At 28.9% G+C, this 21,120-nt stretch carries 19 protein-coding genes; 11 read left to right on the top strand and 8 right to left on the bottom strand.

What is annotated here, in order from left to right:
* The first annotated feature begins 93 nt into the window (after positions 1–93).
* Both DS884_RS08885 and DS884_RS08890 read left to right on the top strand, forming a co-directional pair.
* Complete coding sequence (locus DS884_RS08885; RefSeq protein ID WP_093868607.1) at positions 94–2,865, top strand: TonB-dependent receptor; 2,772 nt, start codon at positions 94–96, stop codon at positions 2,863–2,865.
* A 125-nt stretch (positions 2,866–2,990) separates the two neighbouring features.
* On the top strand, positions 2,991–4,946 hold the full coding sequence (locus DS884_RS08890; protein WP_113786500.1) for a hypothetical protein: 1,956 nt from the start codon (positions 2,991–2,993) through the stop codon (positions 4,944–4,946).
* Positions 4,947–5,000: 54 nt separating this feature from the next.
* Here the strand turns inward: DS884_RS08890 and DS884_RS08895 are convergent, their stop codons facing one another.
* From DS884_RS08895 to DS884_RS08915, 5 genes are all read right to left on the bottom strand, one after another.
* Positions 5,001–5,810: a DNA/RNA non-specific endonuclease gene (locus DS884_RS08895; RefSeq protein WP_113786501.1), complete on the bottom strand. Its 810-nt coding sequence runs from the start codon at positions 5,808–5,810 to the stop codon at positions 5,001–5,003.
* Entirely contained in the window at positions 5,810–6,253 is a 444-nt protein-coding gene (locus DS884_RS08900) for an acyl-CoA thioesterase (RefSeq protein WP_113786502.1), read from the bottom strand. Before DS884_RS08900 ends, DS884_RS08895 begins: the two co-directional genes overlap by 1 nt.
* 157 nt (positions 6,254–6,410) lie before the next feature.
* Entirely contained in the window at positions 6,411–7,487 is a 1,077-nt protein-coding gene (locus DS884_RS08905) for an ABC transporter permease (protein WP_410529728.1), read from the bottom strand.
* Between the two features lie 110 nt (positions 7,488–7,597).
* Positions 7,598–9,292 (bottom strand): lysine--tRNA ligase, encoded by a 1,695-nt coding sequence (gene lysS / locus DS884_RS08910; protein ID WP_113786504.1) that lies wholly within the window; start codon positions 9,290–9,292, stop codon positions 7,598–7,600.
* Between the two features lie 257 nt (positions 9,293–9,549).
* Positions 9,550–10,053, bottom strand: coding sequence for a DUF456 domain-containing protein (locus tag DS884_RS08915; RefSeq protein ID WP_113786505.1), 504 nt, complete (start codon positions 10,051–10,053; stop codon positions 9,550–9,552).
* A gap of 200 nt (positions 10,054–10,253) precedes the next feature.
* On the opposite strand from DS884_RS08915, the gene DS884_RS08920 reads away from it, so the two are divergent.
* The 9 genes from DS884_RS08920 to DS884_RS08960 all read left to right on the top strand — a co-directional run bounded on the left by DS884_RS08920 (position 10,254) and on the right by DS884_RS08960 (position 18,370).
* A complete protein-coding gene (locus tag DS884_RS08920) occupies positions 10,254–11,468 on the top strand; it encodes a hypothetical protein (protein WP_147239386.1) in 1,215 nt (404 codons plus the stop codon).
* On the top strand, positions 11,465–11,839 hold the full coding sequence (locus DS884_RS08925) for a BlaI/MecI/CopY family transcriptional regulator (protein WP_093868596.1): 375 nt from the start codon (positions 11,465–11,467) through the stop codon (positions 11,837–11,839). The genes DS884_RS08920 and DS884_RS08925 overlap by 4 nt, the downstream gene beginning before the upstream one ends.
* Positions 11,829–12,323 (top strand): hypothetical protein, encoded by a 495-nt coding sequence (locus DS884_RS08930; protein ID WP_147239387.1) that lies wholly within the window; start codon positions 11,829–11,831, stop codon positions 12,321–12,323. The genes DS884_RS08925 and DS884_RS08930 overlap by 11 nt, the downstream gene beginning before the upstream one ends.
* 12 nt (positions 12,324–12,335) lie before the next feature.
* A complete protein-coding gene (locus tag DS884_RS08935; RefSeq protein WP_113786508.1) occupies positions 12,336–13,847 on the top strand; it encodes a M56 family metallopeptidase in 1,512 nt (503 codons plus the stop codon).
* A 1-nt stretch (position 13,848) separates the two neighbouring features.
* Complete coding sequence (locus DS884_RS08940; protein WP_113786509.1) at positions 13,849–14,742, top strand: DUF4350 domain-containing protein; 894 nt, start codon at positions 13,849–13,851, stop codon at positions 14,740–14,742.
* A 19-nt stretch (positions 14,743–14,761) separates the two neighbouring features.
* Positions 14,762–16,015: a tetratricopeptide repeat protein gene (locus tag DS884_RS08945; protein ID WP_113786542.1), complete on the top strand. Its 1,254-nt coding sequence runs from the start codon at positions 14,762–14,764 to the stop codon at positions 16,013–16,015.
* A 35-nt stretch (positions 16,016–16,050) separates the two neighbouring features.
* On the top strand, positions 16,051–16,527 hold the full coding sequence (locus DS884_RS08950; RefSeq protein WP_113786510.1) for a hypothetical protein: 477 nt from the start codon (positions 16,051–16,053) through the stop codon (positions 16,525–16,527).
* A 137-nt stretch (positions 16,528–16,664) separates the two neighbouring features.
* Positions 16,665–17,582 (top strand): ABC transporter ATP-binding protein, encoded by a 918-nt coding sequence (locus tag DS884_RS08955; RefSeq protein ID WP_093868591.1) that lies wholly within the window; start codon positions 16,665–16,667, stop codon positions 17,580–17,582.
* 5 nt (positions 17,583–17,587) lie between these two features.
* The gene (locus DS884_RS08960) at positions 17,588–18,370 is read left to right on the top strand and encodes an ABC transporter permease (RefSeq protein WP_093868590.1); all 783 of its coding nucleotides are present in this window, start codon (positions 17,588–17,590) and stop codon (positions 18,368–18,370) included.
* Here the strand turns inward: DS884_RS08960 and DS884_RS08965 are convergent.
* The 3 genes from DS884_RS08965 to DS884_RS08975 all read right to left on the bottom strand — a co-directional run bounded on the left by DS884_RS08965 (position 18,348) and on the right by DS884_RS08975 (position 21,029).
* On the bottom strand, positions 18,348–18,890 hold the full coding sequence (locus tag DS884_RS08965; RefSeq protein WP_093868589.1) for a hypothetical protein: 543 nt from the start codon (positions 18,888–18,890) through the stop codon (positions 18,348–18,350). The two genes, DS884_RS08960 and DS884_RS08965, sit on opposite strands and share 23 nt — an antisense overlap.
* Positions 18,891–18,959: 69 nt before the next feature.
* The gene (locus DS884_RS08970) at positions 18,960–19,520 is read right to left on the bottom strand and encodes a Crp/Fnr family transcriptional regulator (protein WP_093868588.1); all 561 of its coding nucleotides are present in this window, start codon (positions 19,518–19,520) and stop codon (positions 18,960–18,962) included.
* On the bottom strand, positions 19,521–21,029 hold the full coding sequence (locus tag DS884_RS08975; protein WP_093868587.1) for a GH3 auxin-responsive promoter family protein: 1,509 nt from the start codon (positions 21,027–21,029) through the stop codon (positions 19,521–19,523).
* Positions 21,030–21,120: the final 91 nt, after the last annotated feature.

Consider the following 21,120-nt stretch of genomic DNA (forward strand, 5'->3'; position numbering starts at 1 on the left):
CATTCTAATAATACAACAATAATTTACAGGTAACATTAGCTTTACAAGATTGCTCCACTTTTGCAGGATAAATAAACAGAATTTAAAGTTAGAATGAAAAAATTATTGTTTGTAGCTTTTTTAAGCTTATGTAATTTAGCCTTTTCACAAAGCAAAGGAACTGTATCAGGAACCGTTACAGATAAAGAAATGAACGGTGAGCCTTTACCTTTTGCTAGTGTATATATTAAAGGTACATCAATTGGGGGGACAACAGATATTGATGGGAAGTATTCTATTAGCGTACCAGCAGGAAATAAAATTCTTGTTTTTAGTTTTGTAGGATATGAAACTGTAGAAAAAGCAATTGTTGTTAAGGCTAATCAAACTATTGTAGTTAATCAAGAACTTGGTCCAAACGAAGGAGTTGCTTTAGATAATGTAATTATAAATGCAACAGTTAGTAAAGAGAAAGAAAGTGCTTTACTTTTAAAACAAAAGAAAGCTACAGTAATTAAAGAAAGTATTGGAGCATTAGAATTAGCTAAAAGAGGAGTTTCTGATGCAGCTACAGCTACTACTAAAATTTCAGGGGTAACTAAAAGTGAGGGAACAGGTAATATATATATTCGTGGTTTAGGAGATAGGTATTTATCTACTACAATGAATGGTTTACCAGTTCCATCTGATGATATTGCTAATAAGAATATTGATTTAGGATTATTTTCAACTAATGTAATTAGTAATGTTGAAATTAGTAAAACATACAATACATCAAGTTATACAGATCAAGCTTCAGGTAATGTAAATGTTGTTACTAAAGAATTTTCTAAAAATGGATTTTCATTAAGTTTAAGCGGTGGAGCAAATACAAATGCTTTAGATGTTGATAATTTTAGAAGAACTGTTATTAGTGATGATGTTACTTTTGGATTTCACAAAAAGAAATACGCTTTATTAAATCAATTAACTTTACAAGGATGGGATACTAAAGAGGCTAGTACACCTATTAACTATAGTTTTTCTTTGTCAGGAGCTAAGAAGTTTGAGTTATTTGGAAAGAAATGGAGAGTTTTAGCTTCAGCTTCTCATTCTAAATCAAATGAATATAGAAGTGGTTTGTTTAGAAGTTTTAGAGCAAATGTTTTAAATACATCTTTTTCTGAAAGTGGAGGTGATGTAGAAAACTTTATGGCAAGAACAAACAGTACTGGGTATATTAGAGTTGCTGTAAAATTAAACGATAATAATAAATTAAAGTATAATACTCTTTTTGTAAACAAAGGGGTAGATAACTTATATGAGCAAGGTAGAAGTGGAAAAGGATATGTTTTTGATCAAGATCCACAAGAAAATGGAGCTTTTGTTAGAGATCAAAACTTTAAACAAACTACTATGTTTGTTAACCAATTAATGGGTGAGCATAAGTGGAATGAAAACAATACTTTAAACTGGGCAACTGGTTATAATTTTGTATTAGCTGAAGAGCCAAACAGAATTAGAAATGAAGTAAATATTTTAGATGTTGATAACAGTTCTTTAATAGAGTTTGCTAGTGTTGGAGATTATCAACAAAGAAAAACAAGTCAAAAAATTGAAGATAAAGAGTATAATGCTTTTATTGAAAACAAGTGGGCTTTAGGTTTTGCAAAAGAAGACGAAGCAAAGCCGTATAAGTTAAACTATGGTTTAAATTTTCGTAAAAAAGAAAGAAGTTTTAGATCTTCTTTTAAAGGTTTTAGAGCAAGAGGTGTAAGAGCTGCTTCTATAGATGAATTATCATCAATACTTCAATTAGGAGAAAGTGCAGGATTAACTTTGAGAGAACAATTACCAGATGCTTATAAAGGTGAGTTTTTAGCTTTAGCAGGTTACACAAATTTTGATTTTAAATTTGACAATAAATTATCTGGTAATATCGGATTAAGATTTGAAAGAGATGAAATTGATGTAGTATGGAATGTAGGTAACTATATTAGTCCAGAGGGTGTTAATAGATATGGTAGTGCAAATAAAGTATACTCTAGTTTATTTCCTAGTGTAAATTTAAAATATGAGTTAGACGAAAAAAACTTTATTCGATTTGCTTCTAGTATTACACAAACTTTACCAGAATTTAAAGAGTTAGCTCCATTTGGATATGTATCTCCTTCAGGTCGTGTTATTTTAGGAAATGAGAATCTTGAAAAATCAGATGTGTATAATTTAGATTTAAAATGGGAATTATTTCCATCTAGGTCAGAGTTAATTTCAGCTACAGCTTTCCATAAACAAATTAAAAACCCAATAAACTTAGTAATGACAAGAGGTTCTTCAGGATACTTCAGTTATTTTAATACAGGTGAAAAAGCAGATATTTATGGTGTTGAATTAGAAGGTAAAATGAATATCATTAATAATGAAGATGATAAAAGTATATTAAGTGCTACTGGTAATATTACTAAAATGTGGTTTAACCAAGATCTTTTACCAAATTTCCAATATAAAGATAAAGTAAAGTCTGATCTTCAAGGAGCTTCTGATTTAATCCTTAATGGATCTTTAAGTTATAATAATAGAAAAGAGAATGAATTTATAGCTACGTTAACAGGTAATTATTCATCAGATAAAATTTTCGCATTAGGTGTGCCTGAAGATTTTGCTGAAAGAGCTACTATATATAATGATGAGATTATAGAGAAAGGATTTTTTACACTTGATTTAGTGTTAAGTAAAAAGTTAACAAAGAACTTAGCTATTAAATTAGTTGGTAGAAACTTGCTAGATCCTAAAATTGAACAAACTCAATTAGTTAGAAACTTAAATACAGGAATTGAAACTAATGAAACAGTTAGTCTTTATAAAAAAGGTAGAAACGTATCATTTAGTTTAAGCTATAAATTTTAGTCAGTTAACTTAAAATTAAAGTTAGCAGATTTTCATAACGAATAATTAATATTCTGTTAAATCAAATAAAAGATAAGGTTGATTTCTTTGTGAAGAGAAAAAACAAACCTACAAATACAAACAAAATGAAAAAATCTTTAGTTAAAATTTTAAGTATATCAGCATTATCAATTGCTGCTTTAACTTTCACAAGTTGTGGAAGTGATGATCCAGATGTGATTCCACCTCAGGTATCTGATGTTGTTGCTAAGTTAAAAGCTGGTGTAATGAGTGGTACGTTAAAGGAGAGTTATACTTTAACTGGTAATTCATACAATTTAACAGGATCGTTTATCATAGCTGATGGGGCATCATTAACAATTCCTGCTGGAACAAGTATTATAGCAGATAAAAAAGGAACAGATGTTTATTTAGCTGTTTTAAAAGGAGGAAAAATTAACATTAACGGAACAAATTCTAGTCCAGTTGTTATGACTTCTACAGATGGAAACCCTGGAGATTGGGGAGGATTAACAATTTGTGGTAAAGCAACTACTACTGCAGGGGTTGATGTAACTGCTGAAGTTGGAGGTTTTAAATACGGAGGTACAACTGATAACGATAATTCAGGTGTAATTAAAAACTTAGTAATTAAAGGAACTGGTGCTCAAATTAATTTAGACTCTCAATATAATGGAGTTTCTTTATATGCTGTTGGTTCTGGTACTGTTTTAGAAAATATTGCAGTTTTTAATGGAGCTGATGATGGAGTAGAGTTTTTTGGAGGAACTGTTTCTGCAAAAAACATTTATTTAGAAAATTTAGAAGATGATGCCATTGACTGGACTGAAGGTTGGAATGGTACTGTTGAAAATTCGTATATTTTAAATACGAAAAAAGGTTTTTCTACTGTTGTTGAGGCAGATAAAGATAATAAAAACCCTAAGTTAATAAACTTAACAGCTACTTCTATTGTTGGAGGTACTGCATTACAGTTTAAGAAAACTTCAGGAGCTACTATTACTAACTTATATCTTGATGGTTACACTAAGCAAATAGATATGAAAGATAACGGACCATTATCAAATGTAATTATTGATGGATCTGCTGCAACTACATCAGCAAACTATAATACTGGAACTAAAGTTGATATTTCTGGATGGAGCTTTATTAATGGTGTTGCTACTAGCGTTACTCCTTTACAAGGTGAAGTTACTGGTACTGTAACATTAACTGCTGATAAAACATATAATTTAAAAGGATCTTACATTGTAAAAGATGGAGCTACTTTAAATATTGAAGCAGGAACAAAAATAGTTGTTGATCCTAAAGGAACAGATGTTTATATAGCTGTTTTAAAAGGAGGGAAAATAAATATTAATGGTACTGCTGCTAAGCCAGTAGTAATGTCATCTGCAGCAGAAAAGCCTGGAGATTGGGGAGGATTAACAATTTGTGGTAAAGCAACTACAACTGCTGGTACTGATGTAACTGCTGAAGTTGGAGGTTTCAAATATGGAGGTACTACAGATAATGATAATTCAGGATCTATCGAGTATTTAGTAATTAAAGGAACTGGAGCTCAAATCAATTTAGATTCTCAGTATAACGGTATTTCTTTATATGCTGTAGGTTCAGGTACTAAAATAGAGAATGTATCAATAATTAATGGAGCTGACGATGGAATTGAGTTTTTTGGAGGAACAGTTTCTGTTAAAAATATTTACTTAGAAAACAATGAAGATGATTCTGTGGATTGGACTGAAGGATGGAATGGAAAAGTAACAAACACATACATGTCTCATACTAAATCAGGTTTCTCAACAGCTTTTGAAGGAGATAAACTTAATAACAACCCTAACTTTGAAAATGTAACAGCTATTTCATCTGTAGGAGGTACAGCTTTACAATTTAAAAAGCAATCAGGAGCAACGATAACTAATCTTTATTTAGAAGGTTATACTAAAGAAATAGATATGAAAGATGGTGGAGCATTATCAAACGTTAAAATTGATGGTAAAGATGCTTCAACTTCAGAAAAATATAATAAAGGAACTAAAGTAGATGTTTCTGGATGGTCTTGGAAAAAAGCAGGATTATAGTAATAACTTACTTTTAAAAAATTAAAACCGAGCAATTTGCTCGGTTTTTTTATTTTATCTAAAACTCCAGTTTTTATAATTAGTAGAAGCTTCTAATTTTGTTTCTATTGAATTCGGTAGGTTAGGAAAAAAATCTATACCAGTAATCTTTTCGATTTCATCAATTGAAACAACAAAACTATATAAAGGTTTATTGCTTTTTTGATGAGGTAGTAAGAAAGCAATCGCTTTAATTTCTGGTTTTGTATAGTCTAATAATATTTTATAAAATTGATTAGGAACGCTAACTTTATTTTTACCTATGGTTTTTAAGTTGGGTTTTAAAACACCACCAGTAACCACATATAAATGATTGTACTTTTTAGCCCAATAACGTGTTTTTTGTTCTAGTTTATTCCAAATCCCAGCATTAAAATCATGCTTTTGTGGAGAAATGTTTGAGGTGTAAAAAGTTTCATCATGTGCTTTTTTAGAAAAACGTTTGTCACCGGCTGGGCATAAATGACCTTTATCATAGCCAGATTTTTTGTAACTTCTCCAATCTGCAGATTTTGTTTTTACTTTTGGGTCACTTATAAAAAAAGGACGTTTGTGTTTGGTGTAGATAATTTCACTTTTACTTAATGAATATGCTACCCATTCAGCTTGCTCGTGTTTTTCATTATAAGATAACTGGTACCCGTTATGTCTAATAATAGCCCCTGTTGTTGAGGTTGGTAAATAGTTAAAAGCTTTTGAAGCTTTATAATCTACTTCACTATTCTCATTTGAATCATTTTCTTTTTTTTCTGACGATTGTATCCATAAACCAATAGAAAGTATAATTATGGTAGCAATTAGCTTTATTTTTCGAGAATTACTCATTATTGTTTCAGTAAAATTTCTTGAAAATCAGATGTTTTTTCTACTTCATTAAAAATTTCTTGGAATTTAATAGGTGGAGTTGATAATTTTCGTTTTGCCAAATCTAACCAAGCACCATAAACTGTAATTATTGCTGATAATTTACCATGACCATTAAAAACTTCATGCTGAATTTTCCATCGTTCTCCTTTATTAGACAATCCAGTCACTTTTAAATTTACTGATATATCTTCTCCCATGTGTATCTCTTTTAAAAACTTAGTGTTTTCTTCAAATAAAATAGGACCTATTTTTTCTTTAGTAAAATCTTGTATGGTAATGTTATGTTCTTTAAAAAAGCGAAGCCTAACTTCTGCTGCATAATCATTATAAGCAGTATGACGCATGTGTATATTGGCATCAAAATCTGCCCATCTAGTTGTAAAATTAACGGTAAAATTCATATTAAAATATTGCGAATTATTTTCAGCAAAGGTACTTATTAGATAAATTAAATACTCGAAAGCTTTGTGAATTCGTTAAAATATACTCTTAAATAAAAATAGGTAGTAATTTTATTGAGATTAACTGTTTGACTTTAAGTAAGGTATTTTCTGTTTTTTAGTTTTTAACATCCAAAGCATCACGAAGTGTATTACCTATTAGCATAAAAGCCATAACTAAACTCATAATTGCTAAGCCAGGAATGATAGCTAAATATGGTTTTCCTAAAATAATATAATTATAGTGGTTTTTAATCATTGCTCCCCATGAAGGAGTTGGTGGTTGCGCTCCAATACCTAAAAAACTTAATCCACTTTCAATTAAAATAGCTGCAGCAAAATTTGCTGCTGAAATAACAATAATCGGAGCTAATATATTTGGTAAAATATGCTTGAAAATAATTCTAAAATCAGAAAAACCAAGAGCTTTAGCAGCTTCTACATACTGTTGTTGCTTAGTAGTAATAACTTGGCCTCTAACAACACGAGCAACTTCAACCCACATTGTTAAACCAACAGCAATAAAAACTTGCCAAAAACCTTTACCTAAAGCTAAAGTGATAGCTATAACAAGTAGTAAAGTTGGAATTGACCAAGTAATGTTAATAAACCACATGATAAAAGTGTCAATTTTTCCTCCAAAATAACCGGCAATTGCACCTATAGGAATTCCAATTATTAGAGAAATAAAAACAGCAATAAAACCAATAAAAAAAGAAATTCTAGCGCCAATTAAAAGTCTACTTAATAAATCTCTTCCATATCTATCTGTACCAAACCAAAAAGTTTTTTGTTGAATAAATTTTCTTGGTTGATTATTAAAAAGAGATAAAGGATACTTTTTAAGTAAACTATCAGAATAATTAATAATTTCAAGTTGATTACTTTTAATTTCAAAAGATTTTATTGGGATTTCAGTAGAGGTAGTTTGTTTACCATCCATAAAAACGGAAAACCAAGATTGTTCTTTCTCTTTTTTTGAAGGAATGGTAAGTATTTGAACTGAAAAACCTGGAGATTTAGAATGAATTTCCAAATGCATATGATTTGCAGCATTACTATTGTCTGGAGCAAGTAAGTAACAAAAAATAGCTATAAAACCACATAAAACAATATACCAGAAGCTAAAAACACCTGTTTTGTTTTTTTTAAATTTTTGAAGAGCAATTTGCCAAAGAGAATTTGAATGCTTCATTATTCAAAACTATTGAATACAAACCTCTTCACCAACTTTTAAAAAATCTTTTTTTAATTAAAAAGAGCAATCAAACTAATTTGATTGCTCTTTTATATATGTTAATTAGCTTATAAAACTTCAACAAACAAACCTTCATCAGTTTTTTCAACTTTGGCTAATTTATTTTTAGTTAATCCTTTTATGGTTTTATCCCATTTTTTATTAGATAAACCTGATTGAGTTTTTAGCTCATTTAAATCAATTTTTTCTACTTTTTCAATGATTGCTAAAACTGCTTTTTCTTCATCGTTCAACTCTATAGAAGGCGCTTTCTTTTCTGGTCTCATTTGAGGAAAGAATAGTACTTCTTGTATAGATTGATTATTTGTTAAGAACATTATTAATCTATCCATACCAATACCTAAACCAGATGTTGGAGGCATGCCATATTCTAAAGCACGTAAAAAATCTTCATCAATAAATTCTGTAGCTTCATCATCTCCTTTTTGGGCTAACTTTAATTGATGTTCAAAACGCTCACGTTGATCTATAGGATCATTTAATTCTGAATATGCATTGGCAATTTCTTTACCACAAACCATTAATTCAAATCGCTCAGTTAATTCTGGGTTTTCTCTATGCTCTTTACAAAGAGGAGACATTTCTTTTGGATAATCAGTAATGTAAGTTGGTTGAATGTAATTTCCTTCACATTTTTCTCCGAAAATTTCATCAATTAATTTTCCTTTACCCATGGTGTCATCAACTTCAATACCCATGCCTTTAGCTGCAGTTCTTATTTCATCTTCAGTTTTGTTAGTGATATCAAAACCAGTAAAATGTTTGATAGAGTCAGCCATGGTAACACGAGCATAAGGAGCTTTAAAGTCAACTTTGTGCTCACCAAAGGTAGCTTCAGTTGTTCCGTTTACTGCAATTGCACAATATTCTAATAACTTCTCAGTAAATTCCATCATCCAATTGTAGTCTTTATAAGCTACATAAATCTCCATTGCTGTAAATTCAGGATTGTGAGTTCTATCCATTCCTTCATTACGGAAGTTTTTAGAAAACTCATATACACCATCAAAACCACCAACGATTAAACGTTTTAAATAAAGTTCATTAGCAATACGCATATATAACGGAACATCTAATGCATTATGATGTGTAATGAAAGGTCTTGCTGCAGCACCTCCAGGAATTGGTTGTAAAACAGGAGTTTCAACTTCAAAATAACCAGCTTCATTAAAGAAGTTACGCATTGCAGTAAATAATTTTGTACGCTTAACAAAAACTTCTTTTACATGTGAGTTTACTACCAAATCTGCATAACGTTGTCGATAACGCATTTCAGGATCAGTAAAAGCATCATATACTACTCCGTCTTTTTCTTTTGGAATAGGTAAAGGTTTTAATGATTTACTTAGTAACTTAAAGTTTTTAACTCGAACAGTAATCTCTCCTACTTTTGTTTTAAATAATTCTCCTTCAATTCCAACAAAATCTCCTAAATCTAATAATTTTTTGAAAACATCGTTATATAAAGTTTTGTCTTCACCAGGACAAATTTCGTCTCTGTTAAAATACACTTGAACACGACCTTCAGCATCTTGTAATTGAGCAAAAGAAGCTTTTCCTTGTACATTTATAGCCATTAGTCTACCAGCAACAATCACCTGTTTTTCTTCAGAAAAATCAGCTTTAATCTGTTTGGAATTGTGATTTACTGGGAATAAATCCGCTGGATAAGGATTGATTCCTAATTCACGTAACCTGCCTAATTTTTCTCTACGTACAACTTCTTGTTCTGATAATTGCATTACTTTGTTTTTAAGTGTTTCTTATATTTAAAAGGGCAAAGATACAATCAATTACAAAATAAACCAATGTAAGATAAACTGACTTTTAGTAAAAAAAAATATTTTTTACTTGTGTGTTTAAATAAAGTTCGTATATTTGCAGGCTGTCTTTTTTTAAGGGCAGCGTTTAGTTGTGTTGTTAAGGTGCTTAAATGCACCATGGTTTTGTTACCAATGGAAAGCTTCCCTGAGATGGGTTGCTTTTTTTTTTGCTAAATTTAGCTCCAAAAGCCACCTTTATACTCCCAAAATTGTATAATAAAAAGTACAAAATAGATTACTGCAACAGAGAATTTAATAGTGACGGAAGCTAAAAAACCTAGAAAAGCACCAAAAGAAGCTTTTAGGGCTCTGTTAACATCTTTACTGTCGTATAATAACTCTCCAATCAAGGCTCCAGTAAAAGCTCCTATTAATATTCCAAAAGGAATAGGAGAAAATAATCCTATAATTAAACCAATAGTAGTACCGTAGACTCCATATTTTGTTCCTCCAAATTTTTTGGTTCCCATTGCTGGTATGAAATAATCTAAAATAAATATTGCTAAAGCTATTATGAATGTAATTGTTAGAAATGTTTTATCCATAGGTACTGCATTAGTTAGATGAAGTAATAACAAACCTGACCAGCCTGTGATAGGTCCCGGTAGAATAGGTAAAAAAGATCCTATTATTCCTAAGAAAACAAATAATAAGCCAAGTAATAACAAAAAAGTATCCATAATTTAGTTTCAATTTTTTTTAAAAAAAACTATAAGTTTCTAGTGTTAAGACGATGGAAAGGATGTTTTGTTACAATTTTATAACTAAAAAATTAGTTTAAACTAATTTTTTAGTTATATTTGTATCAGTAAATGTTTAAAGTTAAAGGAATAAGATTAATTTCAGACTAACTATGTTTGAGTTTTTTAATAAAATGTATATGAAAAAGCTAGTAGTGATTTTTTTTATAGGAATGGTTTTATGTAGTTGCTCTAAAGAGAAAGTTAGAAATGTAAAAGAGCTTATATCGTTTAAAAATAAATACAAGTTTGATTTTGAGATTTTAGAGAAGTTAGAAAATGATACGGTAGCTTGGAAGTATCAACTATCGGCTAATGAATTTATGTTGAAAGGCAATTGTTTAAACGCTTTAAAAGAATGGGATAAAGCATTTAAAGGAAGGGAGGTTTTATATTCATCGCGAAAAGCAGATTCTTTAAGGAGTAATTTTACTGTTCATAATGCTAAAGATGAGATAATAAATGAATCTGAAAATACACGATTGGTGATAATAAATGAAGGGCATCATAACTCATATCATAGGTTGTTTACAAAATCATTACTTGAAGAATTGTATGCTAAAGGGTATAAGCATTTAGGTTTAGAAGCTTTAGCGAATGGTAAGGATAAAGATTTGATGTTAAATACTAGAGGGTACCCTATTAAAACAAGTGGATACTATACAAATGACCCTAATTTTTCTCAGTTAATAAGAACAGCTATAAAAATAGGATATAACGTGTTCCCTTATGAGCAAACAATCGGAGTTAATAATAAAGAGAGAGAAATAGAGCAGGCTAAAAATATACAGAAAGAATTAGAAAAGTTTCCTAATGATAAATTTCTAATACACTGTGGCTTTGATCATGTATTAGAGGGGAGTCATAGAAGGTGGGGTAAAAGCATGGCGGGAAGATTAAAAGAATATACAGGTATAAACCCTTTAACTATACATCAAACGAAATATTCTGAAAGAGGCGACAAAAAATTAAATTCTCCACTGCTAAAAGTGTTTAATGTTAAAAAACCTTCAGTGTTAAAAGACAAAAATGGAAGTTTTTTTAAATATAAAAGGTCTAATGCGTGGGCAGATATAGCAGTTTTTCATTCATCAATAAAAACAGATAAAGGAATGATAGTGGAAAAAGATGAAGTGATGTATACTTTAGAATTAGAAAGATTAAAAGTGGAATACCCTTTGATGATTTTAGTTTTTGAAACAAAGGATGACTTAACAAAAGCAGTACCAGTAAAAATAAAAGAAGTACATAAAAAGCAAAATTCAACAGTTTTAAATTTGCCTAAAGGTGAATATAGTTTTGTAATTGTATCTAAAACAAATAAAACAATAACATTTCAAGAAGAGATAAAATGAGTAAACAGTTAACAAAGGCAGAAGAGCAGATAATGCAAGTGTTATGGGAATTAAATGAAGCATCGGTAAAGGAGGTAATTGCAGAGTTACCCATGCCTAAACCTGCATATAATACAGTATCAACAATTATAAGAATTTTAGAAACTAAAGAGTTTGTAGGTCATAAACCAAAAGGAAGAGGGTACGTATACTATCCAATAATTGAAAAATCATCGTATAGTAATCAAAGTCTTCATAAATTAATGAATGGATATTTTGGCGGGTCATTTAAAAGTATGGTTTCTTTTTTTATGAAAGAAAATAAAATGGACATAACTGAATTAGAAAATATTCTGAAAGAAGTTGATAAGAATAAAAAAAATGAGAAGTAAGGTAATCATTGTTTTGTTTTTTATGTTTTTAGTTTTTGGTTGTAACACTAAAAAGGATAAAAAAGATACAGAAGTTTTAGTGTTTAATTTAAAAGATCAAACGGAAAAAGAAAAAATTAATTTTCTAAAACTAAAGCTAGATGAGAGTCATCAAAATTTATTAAATCCTTCTATTAGTACAGATAGTATAGGCAAAGTATATAAGTCTTGGTCAGAATTACATAACAACTTATATAAGTTTCTGGTAAAGAATAATTTTAATTGGGGAGTGAAGAAAAAGAATATAAAACTTTTTAATAAAATTTATTTTAATAAGGATGGTGGTATAAAGGTGTATGCATTTAGAATTTATGATTCTGTTTCTGAAATAAATACCCAGAAGTATAAAAAGTTGATTAAAGAGTTTGCAAAGGAAGTTAAAGTATCAATTAAAAAGAGTGATGATTTTGCACAATGTGGAAAAATTTCATTACCAAATTTTTAAAAATAAGTAGTCATGATAAATTATATAATTCAAGTAGTTTTATTTCAAGCATTGTTTGTTGCAGTGTATGATTTCTTTTTAAGTAAAGAAACTTTTTTTACTAAGAACAGAGTGTATTTAATTAGTACTGCACTTTTATCATTTGTACTTCCATTTGTAAAGTTACCATCATTTCAAAAAGCGGTATCACTAGAGTACACAATTTTGTTGCCTGAGGTTGTTTTGTCACCACAAAAAGTAATTGAAAAATCAACATGGTATCAATCTATTAACTATTTAGATGTTTTGTTCATTGTTGGGTGTTTACTTTTTTTTATTGTATTTGTTTACAAATTAAGTAGGGTTATTCGTTTAATTATAAAAAATGAAATAATAAAGAAAGAAGGGTATAGCTTAATTATGTTACCTAAAAACTCTAAAGCATTTTCATTCTTTAATTATATTTTTTTAGGAAAAGAAATTTCTTCAGATAAACAAGAAAAAATTATTCAACATGAACTAGTTCATAGTAAACAAAAACATACGATTGATTTGTTACTTTTTGAATTTTTGAGAGTAGTCATGTGGTTTAATCCAATGATATATGTGTATCAACATAGGGTTTCATTAGTACATGAATATATATCAGATGCTGTTGTAAGTAAATCAGTAGCAAAAGATAACTATATAAATAATTTACTTTCTGATATTTTTCAAGTAGAAAGTATTTCATTCATTAATCAATTTTATAAACATTCATTAATCAAAAAACGAATTATTATGATGACGAAAAAACAATCAAAAAAAATTAAGCAGTTAAAGTATTTATTGTTGATTCCAATACTAGGAAGTATGATATTATATACTTCATGTAGTGTGAATAAATTGGAAGATTTGGGAACAAAGAAGCAGCTTCAAAAAATTTATTTTGGAGAAAAGAAAAAATTTCAAGAAACGAACAAAGAAACGTATTTAGATTTTTTTATATCTTTTAATGAAGAGTCTTTAGGAAAAGAAATAAGCTTAACAGAATTAGATGAAAATGAAAAAGGTGAGTTTCTTAAATTTAAAGAAACCTATTTAGAAAAAAAGAAAGATAAAGATGTTTTTTATTTTAAACTTTATGATTTTAATGGTAGAAAGGTAGTAGGAATGCACAGAAAAGCAATGACAGTTGAAGAAAGAATTTCTTCAGGAGGCGGCCTCCCTATTGATTTACTAGATAAAGCTCCAACTTTTCCGGGGTGTCCAGAAGGAGATAAAGCTTGTTTGAATAAAAGTATACAAAAATTTGTAGCAGAAAATTTTGATGGTAATTTACCTAAGAAAATAGGTATGAAACCAGGTAGAAATAAGATATATACAGTGTTTAAGATTGATGAAAATGGAGATATAACAAATATAAATGTAAGAGCTCCACATCCTAAATTAAAAGAACATGTTATAGGTATGGTAAAAAAATTACCAAAGATGCTTCCAGGAGAAAAAAATAATAAACCAGTTAAAGTAGGGTATACTTTACCTATAATTTTTAGGGTTTATTAACATGAAACAAACTATAGTTTTAATTTTTTTATTATTTGGACTTAGAGTTTTTTCTCAGCAAGTAGCAGATGATAAATACTTGCCAGTTGTTAAAAAAGCAAGTCATACAGTAGAAATTTTTGTAGATGAAGCTCATAATAATTTTCATACTGTGAGTAATAGGTTTAAACCTTTTGCAACATTGTTAAGAAGAGCTGGGTATACAGTAAAAGGTTTTACTAATAAATTTACTGATAATAGTTTAAAAAAAATTAAAACTTTAGTTATATCAAATGCATTGGCATCTGGAAGTAGACCACCTTTTGTTACACCTACTAAAAGTGCATTCACTAACGAGGAAATAAAAGTGATAAAAAAATGGGTAGCAAAAGGTGGTTCATTATTTTTAATAGCCGATCACATGCCATTTGCTGGGGCTAGTGAAAAATTAGGAGCTGCTTTTGGATTTAAATTTTATGATAGCTTTTTATTAGATAAAGATAGAAGAGGGATTTTTGACTTTTCTAAGAAAAACTCAATGCTAGCTAAGCATAAGATTACAAGTAATAAATCACCATATGGTAAAATTAAAAGAGTTAGAACTTTTACAGGGCAAGCATTTAAAATACCAAATAAAGCACAGTCTATTTTAAAAACAAATGAAAAATTAATCGTGTATTTACCAGATACGATGTGGCGATTTTCTAGTAAAACAAAACGTTTTAAAGCTACAAATATGTCACAGGGTGCTGTAATAAAATATAAAAAAGGGAAAGTTGCAGTTTTTGGAGAAGCAGCTATGTTCACAGCTCAATTAGCAGGAAGAAGTCAGTTTAAAGTTGGAATGAATGCTGAAGAAGCTTCAGAAAACTATAAGTTTTTATTAAATTTAATTTATTGGCTTCAATCAAAATAAAACTATGAAATTGTATTTAATGAAAAAGAAAATTGTAATTATTATTTTTATTATTGGAATTATAAAAGTCGAAGCGCAAACTTCGACTTTTAAATCTATAGATGATTTAATAAATATCGGGAGGTATAAAAAGGCATTAATATCATTAAAAAAAATGCCAGAAACATTCTTGTCTCATAAGAAAACAGCATCTATTTATGAATCAATTGATGATACAAAATTAGCAATTATGTATTATGAAAAGGCATTGATTATAAAAGATGATTATATGACTAGAGTTAAGTTGGGGAAGTTGTATAAGAAAAGAAAATACTTACATAAAGCAATAATTATTTTCAAAGATATTGTTACTAAAGATCCAGGTAATTTATTAATTAGTTATCAACTGGGGAAGCTGTATTTACAAGTTAAAAAACCGAAGAAAGCAATTGCTATTTTTAAAAAGCTTATTAATAAAGATGATTCAAATGCGAATTATTATTATTACAAAGGGCTTGCTTATAAAATACTGAAAAAGAGAGATTTGAAAATGAATAGTTTTTTAAAAGCTTATAAGAAAGATAAAACTCACTTAAAGGCAATAGAGCTTTTAGCGAGATCATATACTTCTTTAAGGTATAAAGATTCAGCTAGAATGTTTATTGATAAAGGACTTCAAATTAATCCTAACCATATCAAATTAAATAAATTAAAAATTAATAATCTTTATAGAGCAAAAAAGTATGGTGATGCAATTCAATTATTGCAAAAGATAGATTCATTAGAGCAAAATGAATTATATACTCAAAAAATGTTAGGACGTAGTTTTTATAATTTAAAAAAATATGATGAAGCTAAGAAGTATTTTAATAAAGCTAAACGAATAGATCGTTCTGATTATAAAATTTATGGATATTTAGGAGATATTGCTTTTGATCAGAAAAATTATGAAGAGGCAAGTTTAGGATATATGTTTGCGTCTTTCATTGGTAAAGAATCAAGAGATTCTGAGTATTATAAGTTAGCTAGGACCTACGAGAAATTAAATAAGCCAAAGCAAGCAATAAAAGCATACGGTAATGCTGTAAAAGAAAACTATAAAAATTATAAAGCACTGTATCAATTGGCAACAGTTTCTGAAAATTATTATAAAAATAAAAAAATAGCTTACAAGCATTATAAAAATTATATGAATCGATTTGAGATGAAAGATTCTATTCTTTCTGAACAGGTAAAAAGAAGAATAATAGAAATAAAAAAATTCTATTTTAAAAAAGGTGAAGTGTTAGACTAATAGTTTTTTTGTATTTTCACTTAAAAATCAGTGAAATGCACATTCGAAATGTGATTTTTGGTATAATTCTATTCTTTTTAGTATCGTGTGATTATTTCTCTTTTACTAAAAAGAAAAAAACACAAGCTATTGATACTATTATTAATTTATCTAAAGTAGATATTTCACCTTCATTTAATAAATGTAAAGAACTTGATGTAAGTGCCAAAAATGATTGTTTTAGAGCTGAAATACAAGAAAAAATTTCAATGTCATTAAGTGAAATTGATTTTATTGTAGATGAAGATATGGATGAGGTAATTTATGTTCATTTAATCATAAACAATTATGGTAGAGTTAAATTAAAAGAAATTGAAGCATCGAAAAATGTTTTAGAAAAGCTACCAGTTTTAGATAGTTTACTAAAGGTTTCAGTTAAAAAACTTCCTAAAATATTTCCTGCAATTAAAAGAGGAATCCCAGTTACTACTCAATATACATTACCGGTTAAAATTGCTATTAAAAACAACTAATATATTTGATGTATTCTAGTGAATTGATACTTTTTTAAGTGCAATTCGTTGGTTATTAGTTGTTAAAAAACACCAGTTTTTGTTACAAATTTATAATTGATTCGTTTACGAAATAAGTAAACTAATAAAACCAAAATATGAATCAATTAATTGTAGAAACCAAAAATCTCAATTTTTCTTATTCAAAATCAAGAAAAGATATTGAGAGTTTAGCACTTCAGGTACCTAAAGGAAGTGTTTATGGTTTTCTTGGACCTAATGGTTCAGGAAAAAGCACAACCATCCGTTTAATTTTAGGGCTTTTAAAAAAGCAAGCAGGAGAAGTTTCTTTGTTTGGGAAGCCGTTTAATGCAGGAAGCAGAATTAAAAGTTTAAATAAAATTGGAGCGTTGATAGAAAACCCTTCATTATACGAACACTTGAATGCGGTTGAGAATTTAAAGATTGCAGCAAATTATAGAGGAGGAATACCTCTAGAAAGAATTGAAGAGGTTATAGAGATAGTTAGGTTAACTCATGCGAAAAAGAAAAAAGTGAAAGCTTACTCATTAGGAATGAAGCAACGTTTGGGCTTGGCTATTTCATTACTAAGTAATCCTGAGCTTATAATTTTAGATGAGCCAACTAATGGACTCGATCCTAAAGGAATTATTGAAATGAGGGAGTTAATTAAGGAATTGAATGAGAAATACGGAACTACCGTTTTTATTTCTAGCCACTTGTTAAGCGAAATTGAAAAAACATGTACACATGTTGGTATTATAAGGAATGGTAAAATGCTGTATCAAGATACGGTGAAGTCTTTAAAACAATCAAAAAGTAAAAATATGATTGTTGAAATTGAAGTAGACAAGTTTATTGAGGCAATGGTTGTTTTAGAGTCTTTAAATAAGGAAAACATGTCTAGTGAAGATGATTTTATTCAAATAGAAGTAGAAGATAAAGAAGAGATAACTAAAGTTATAGATGCTTTTAGAGCGAATAAAGTACAGGTGTTTCAAGCTAGTATTAAAAATAATTTAGAAGAACTTTTCTTATCATTAACCGAAAATTAATAGTTATGTCAGCAATTACATTTTATATATCTAATACCAAAAATGAATTGATTAAACTAAAAAGAACTTTTGCTTTTTGGTTAACCGTCATTAGTGCTTTAATAATTCCTTTACTGTTTTTTATAGTGTATGCAGTTAAGCACGCAAAATTAGCACCTGGTGCAGGAGTAAACCCGTGGGATAAATACATGTTAAATCAGGTAAAAAATTCAATACCATTTTTTGTGCCCATATTTATAGTTTTAATAACTAGTCTTATAATTCAAGTTGAACATAAAGCAACTGGGATAAAACATCTATTTGCATTGCCAATACCAAAATGGAGTGTGTATTTTGGTAAATTATCTATAGTTTTATTTTCAATTATAAGCACATATGTTTATTTCTTTGTAGCAATTTTGTTTTTTGGAACTTTATTAGGAGTTTTTTATTCAGATTTAGCGTTTTTAGACTTTCAGCCTGATTATTTGAAATATATAAAAATGTTAGGAGTTTCGTTTATTGCTTCTTTAGGGATTGTTGGAATTCAGTTTTGGTTGAGTTTTAGGTTTAAAAACTTTATAGTTCCTTTATCTGTAGGAATGGTTTTTGTTATACTTGGCTTGATTGCTTTCCAAGCACCAGAATCTATTTATTTTCCTTATTCATATAATATTTTGTCAATATCATTAGGAGATCAAATGCCTCAAACTTTTGGTATTTCGTCTGTAACAGTGTATAGTATTTTATGTTTTATACTAACTAGTGTATTAGGATATTTAGATGTTAAAAGATTAAATATAAAATAAGAATTAAGAGAAAGGGGAAGAATAAAGTTATTAAACTTGATGTAACCCAGAAACTATATATTACCCGCTGAAAAATATTCATTTTGGTGGGTTTTCTTTTTTTAATGATGTTTTTTAAATCTTCTAATGAAAGTTTTAGTAACTCATCTTTTGTCATTTTTAAGTCAATAATTCCTTTAACAGATAAACCAGTGTTATACCCTTTCCAAACTTCTTTTGGGTGTGTTAATAAAGAAAATCCCATTGCCCATAAACTCATAAATCCGATTGGGATATGTTTCCAAAGACCAGTAGCTATTTCCCAGCCAGCTATAAAAGCTTCACCTTTCCAGCTAATATCACAATCATATAAAATATGTTGAATGTCATGAATATGGACTACGTTTTTTCTAAATTGAGAATTGGGTAATTTTACTGTAAACAGCCTAAACTTTAAATTAAAAAAATCTTCATTTACACCTCCTTCTTCTGAAAGGTTATTTTCTTTATAAAATATAGTTAGTTTTTCTGAAACTGTCATGATTAATTAGAATTTGTACTACAAATGTATTTTGTAATTTCATTATAATTCTTGACAATTGTCAAGAAATTATTTCCCTCTAATTCTACTGAATGTTTCTGGTGTCATGCCTAAAAATGAAGCTATATGTTTTGATGAAACACGTTGAAATAAATATGGTTTTTTGTTAAGTAAAATATTGTAGCGTTCTTGTGCAGTATGTAATTGTATGTATTCAATTCGTTCAACCAATTCGATATATATTTGTTGTAAAAACAAACGGCCAAAACGTTCATGTTTAGGGTTGTTTTCAAGTACTTCCTCTATATCATTAATATTGATTACAAAAGTATTTAAGTCTTCTAATGCCTGAATGTTGTATTTACTTTTTTTACGTTGAATTAAACTATCAATGGAGGTGATACTTTCTTGTTCTGCAGAAAAATGTACAGTAATATCTTTATCCTCTTTGTAATAAAAAACACGTGCTATACCTGAAGTTATGATATAAAAGTTATTACAGATTGTACCAGCTTCATGAATGATATCATGTTTAGAAAAACTTCTGACAGTCATGATTTCTTGAAGAGCTTCCATTAATTCAGGGTTTTCTAGCAAAAAGGAGATGTTTTTATGGGGATAATCTATCATTTATAATTGTAATAATTCTTCAATAAATTCACGTTGATTTGAAAGGCGAGGTACTTTGTGTTGACCTCCCAATTTTCCTTTTCTTTTTAGCCAGTCATAAAATAACCCTTTGCGAGCTTTATGAATCTTAGGCATTGATAAGGTCATGTTGTTATAGCGTTTAGCTTCATAATCAGAATTACAAGTTTTTAATGAGTTATCTAATAATTCAGTGAAAAAAGCCAAGTTTTCAGGAGCTTTATTAAATTCAATTATCCACTCATGTGCTCCTTGTTTTTTACCATCCATAAAAATAGGTCCAACAGTATAATCTTTAATACTAGCGTTGGTTTTATCGCAAGCAGCTTTTAATGCTTCTTCTGTGTTTTCAATAATAAGTTCTTCACCAAAAACATTTATATGGTGTTTTGTTCTTCCTGTAATTTTTATTCTATAGGGCTTTATTGATGTAAATTTGATGGTGTCACCAATTAAGTAACGCCATAAACCTCCATTGGTGGTAATCACCATTGCATAATTGATGTCTTTCTTTACTTCAGAAAGAGGAATAGCAATTGAGTTTTCTCCATTATATTGATTCATAGGGATGAACTCATAAAAAATCCCATAATCTAGCATTAATAAAAGCTCTTCAGAATTATTTTGATCTTGTAAAGCAAAGAAACCTTCAGAAGCATTGTATGTTTCATAATAGCGGAAACTTTTTTTAGGAATTAACTTTTTATATTGTTCTCTATAGGGATTAAAATTAACTCCACCATGAAAGTATACTTCTAAATTGGGCCATACTTCAAGAATGTTGTTTTTGCCTGTTTTTTCTAAAACTCTATTTAATAAAACAAGCATCCATGAAGGCACGCCAACTAAACTAGTGATGTTTTCATTAATGGTTTCATCAATAATGGCTTCCATCTTTGTTTCCCATTCTTCCATTAAAGCAACTTCTTGTTTAGGAGCAGAGCTAAAATCAGCCCAAAAAGGCATGTTTTCTATAATGATAGCTGATAAATCCCCGAAATACGAATTGTTATCTTCGTAAACAGCAGAGCTACCACCTAATCGAAGTCCTTTTCCTTTAAATAGTTGAGCATTTTGATTGTTGTTAATGTATAAGCAAAGCATATCTTTTCCTGCTTTCATATGGCAATTTTCAATAGCATCATCACTTACGGGGATAAATTTACTTTTTGCATTTGTAGTTCCGCTTGATTTTGCAAACCATCTTATTTGGGAAGGCCAAAAAATGTTTTGTTCACCTTTTCTACAGCGTTCAATTAGTGGCTCAATACTTTCATATTTTTGAATGGGAACTTGTGAAGAAAATTTCTTGTAAGAGTCTATAGATGAAAAATGGTGTAATTTACCTAATTCAGTGTTTTTGGCAGTGTTTAATAATCTGAATAATACTTCATTTTGAACATCAATAGGGTATTTTAAAAATAGTTCTACTTGATGCTTACGTTTTTTTAAAAACCAAGAAATGATTGAATTTATAAACGGAAACGCCATATATTTTTTTAAGTTTGTACTTTGTTGTTGCTGTATTTTCTATTTTAAAAAACATCAGCAAAAATTTTTAGCTAAAAGTAATAAAATTTAA

It is taken from the genome of Tenacibaculum sp. E3R01 (genome assembly GCF_003318185.1).
Taxonomy (GTDB): Bacteria; Bacteroidota; Bacteroidia; order Flavobacteriales; family Flavobacteriaceae; genus Polaribacter; species Polaribacter halocynthiae.

Coding starts and splice junctions, on each gene's coding strand:
- DS884_RS08885 (WP_093868607.1), top strand. CDS start 94: ATGAAAAAATTATTGTTTGTAGCTTTTTTAAGCTTATGTAATTTAGCC.
- DS884_RS08905 (WP_410529728.1), bottom strand. CDS start 7,487: ATGAAGCATTCAAATTCTCTTTGGCAAATTGCTCTTCAAAAATTTAAA.
- DS884_RS08945 (WP_113786542.1), top strand. CDS start 14,762: ATGAAAAAGAAAATTGTAATTATTATTTTTATTATTGGAATTATAAAA.
- DS884_RS08930 (WP_147239387.1), top strand. CDS start 11,829: ATGAGAAGTAAGGTAATCATTGTTTTGTTTTTTATGTTTTTAGTTTTT.
- DS884_RS08895 (WP_113786501.1), bottom strand. CDS start 5,810: ATGAGTAATTCTCGAAAAATAAAGCTAATTGCTACCATAATTATACTT.
- DS884_RS08920 (WP_147239386.1), top strand. CDS start 10,254: ATGAAAAAGCTAGTAGTGATTTTTTTTATAGGAATGGTTTTATGTAGT.
- DS884_RS08925 (WP_093868596.1), top strand. CDS start 11,465: ATGAGTAAACAGTTAACAAAGGCAGAAGAGCAGATAATGCAAGTGTTA.
- DS884_RS08975 (WP_093868587.1), bottom strand. CDS start 21,029: ATGGCGTTTCCGTTTATAAATTCAATCATTTCTTGGTTTTTAAAAAAA.
- DS884_RS08960 (WP_093868590.1), top strand. CDS start 17,588: ATGTCAGCAATTACATTTTATATATCTAATACCAAAAATGAATTGATT.
- lysS (WP_113786504.1), bottom strand. CDS start 9,292: ATGCAATTATCAGAACAAGAAGTTGTACGTAGAGAAAAATTAGGCAGG.
- DS884_RS08965 (WP_093868589.1), bottom strand. CDS start 18,890: ATGACAGTTTCAGAAAAACTAACTATATTTTATAAAGAAAATAACCTT.
- DS884_RS08915 (WP_113786505.1), bottom strand. CDS start 10,053: ATGGATACTTTTTTGTTATTACTTGGCTTATTATTTGTTTTCTTAGGA.
- DS884_RS08890 (WP_113786500.1), top strand. CDS start 2,991: ATGAAAAAATCTTTAGTTAAAATTTTAAGTATATCAGCATTATCAATT.
- DS884_RS08950 (WP_113786510.1), top strand. CDS start 16,051: ATGCACATTCGAAATGTGATTTTTGGTATAATTCTATTCTTTTTAGTA.
- DS884_RS08900 (WP_113786502.1), bottom strand. CDS start 6,253: ATGAATTTTACCGTTAATTTTACAACTAGATGGGCAGATTTTGATGCC.
- DS884_RS08940 (WP_113786509.1), top strand. CDS start 13,849: ATGAAACAAACTATAGTTTTAATTTTTTTATTATTTGGACTTAGAGTT.
- DS884_RS08970 (WP_093868588.1), bottom strand. CDS start 19,520: ATGATAGATTATCCCCATAAAAACATCTCCTTTTTGCTAGAAAACCCT.
- DS884_RS08955 (WP_093868591.1), top strand. CDS start 16,665: ATGAATCAATTAATTGTAGAAACCAAAAATCTCAATTTTTCTTATTCA.
- DS884_RS08935 (WP_113786508.1), top strand. CDS start 12,336: ATGATAAATTATATAATTCAAGTAGTTTTATTTCAAGCATTGTTTGTT.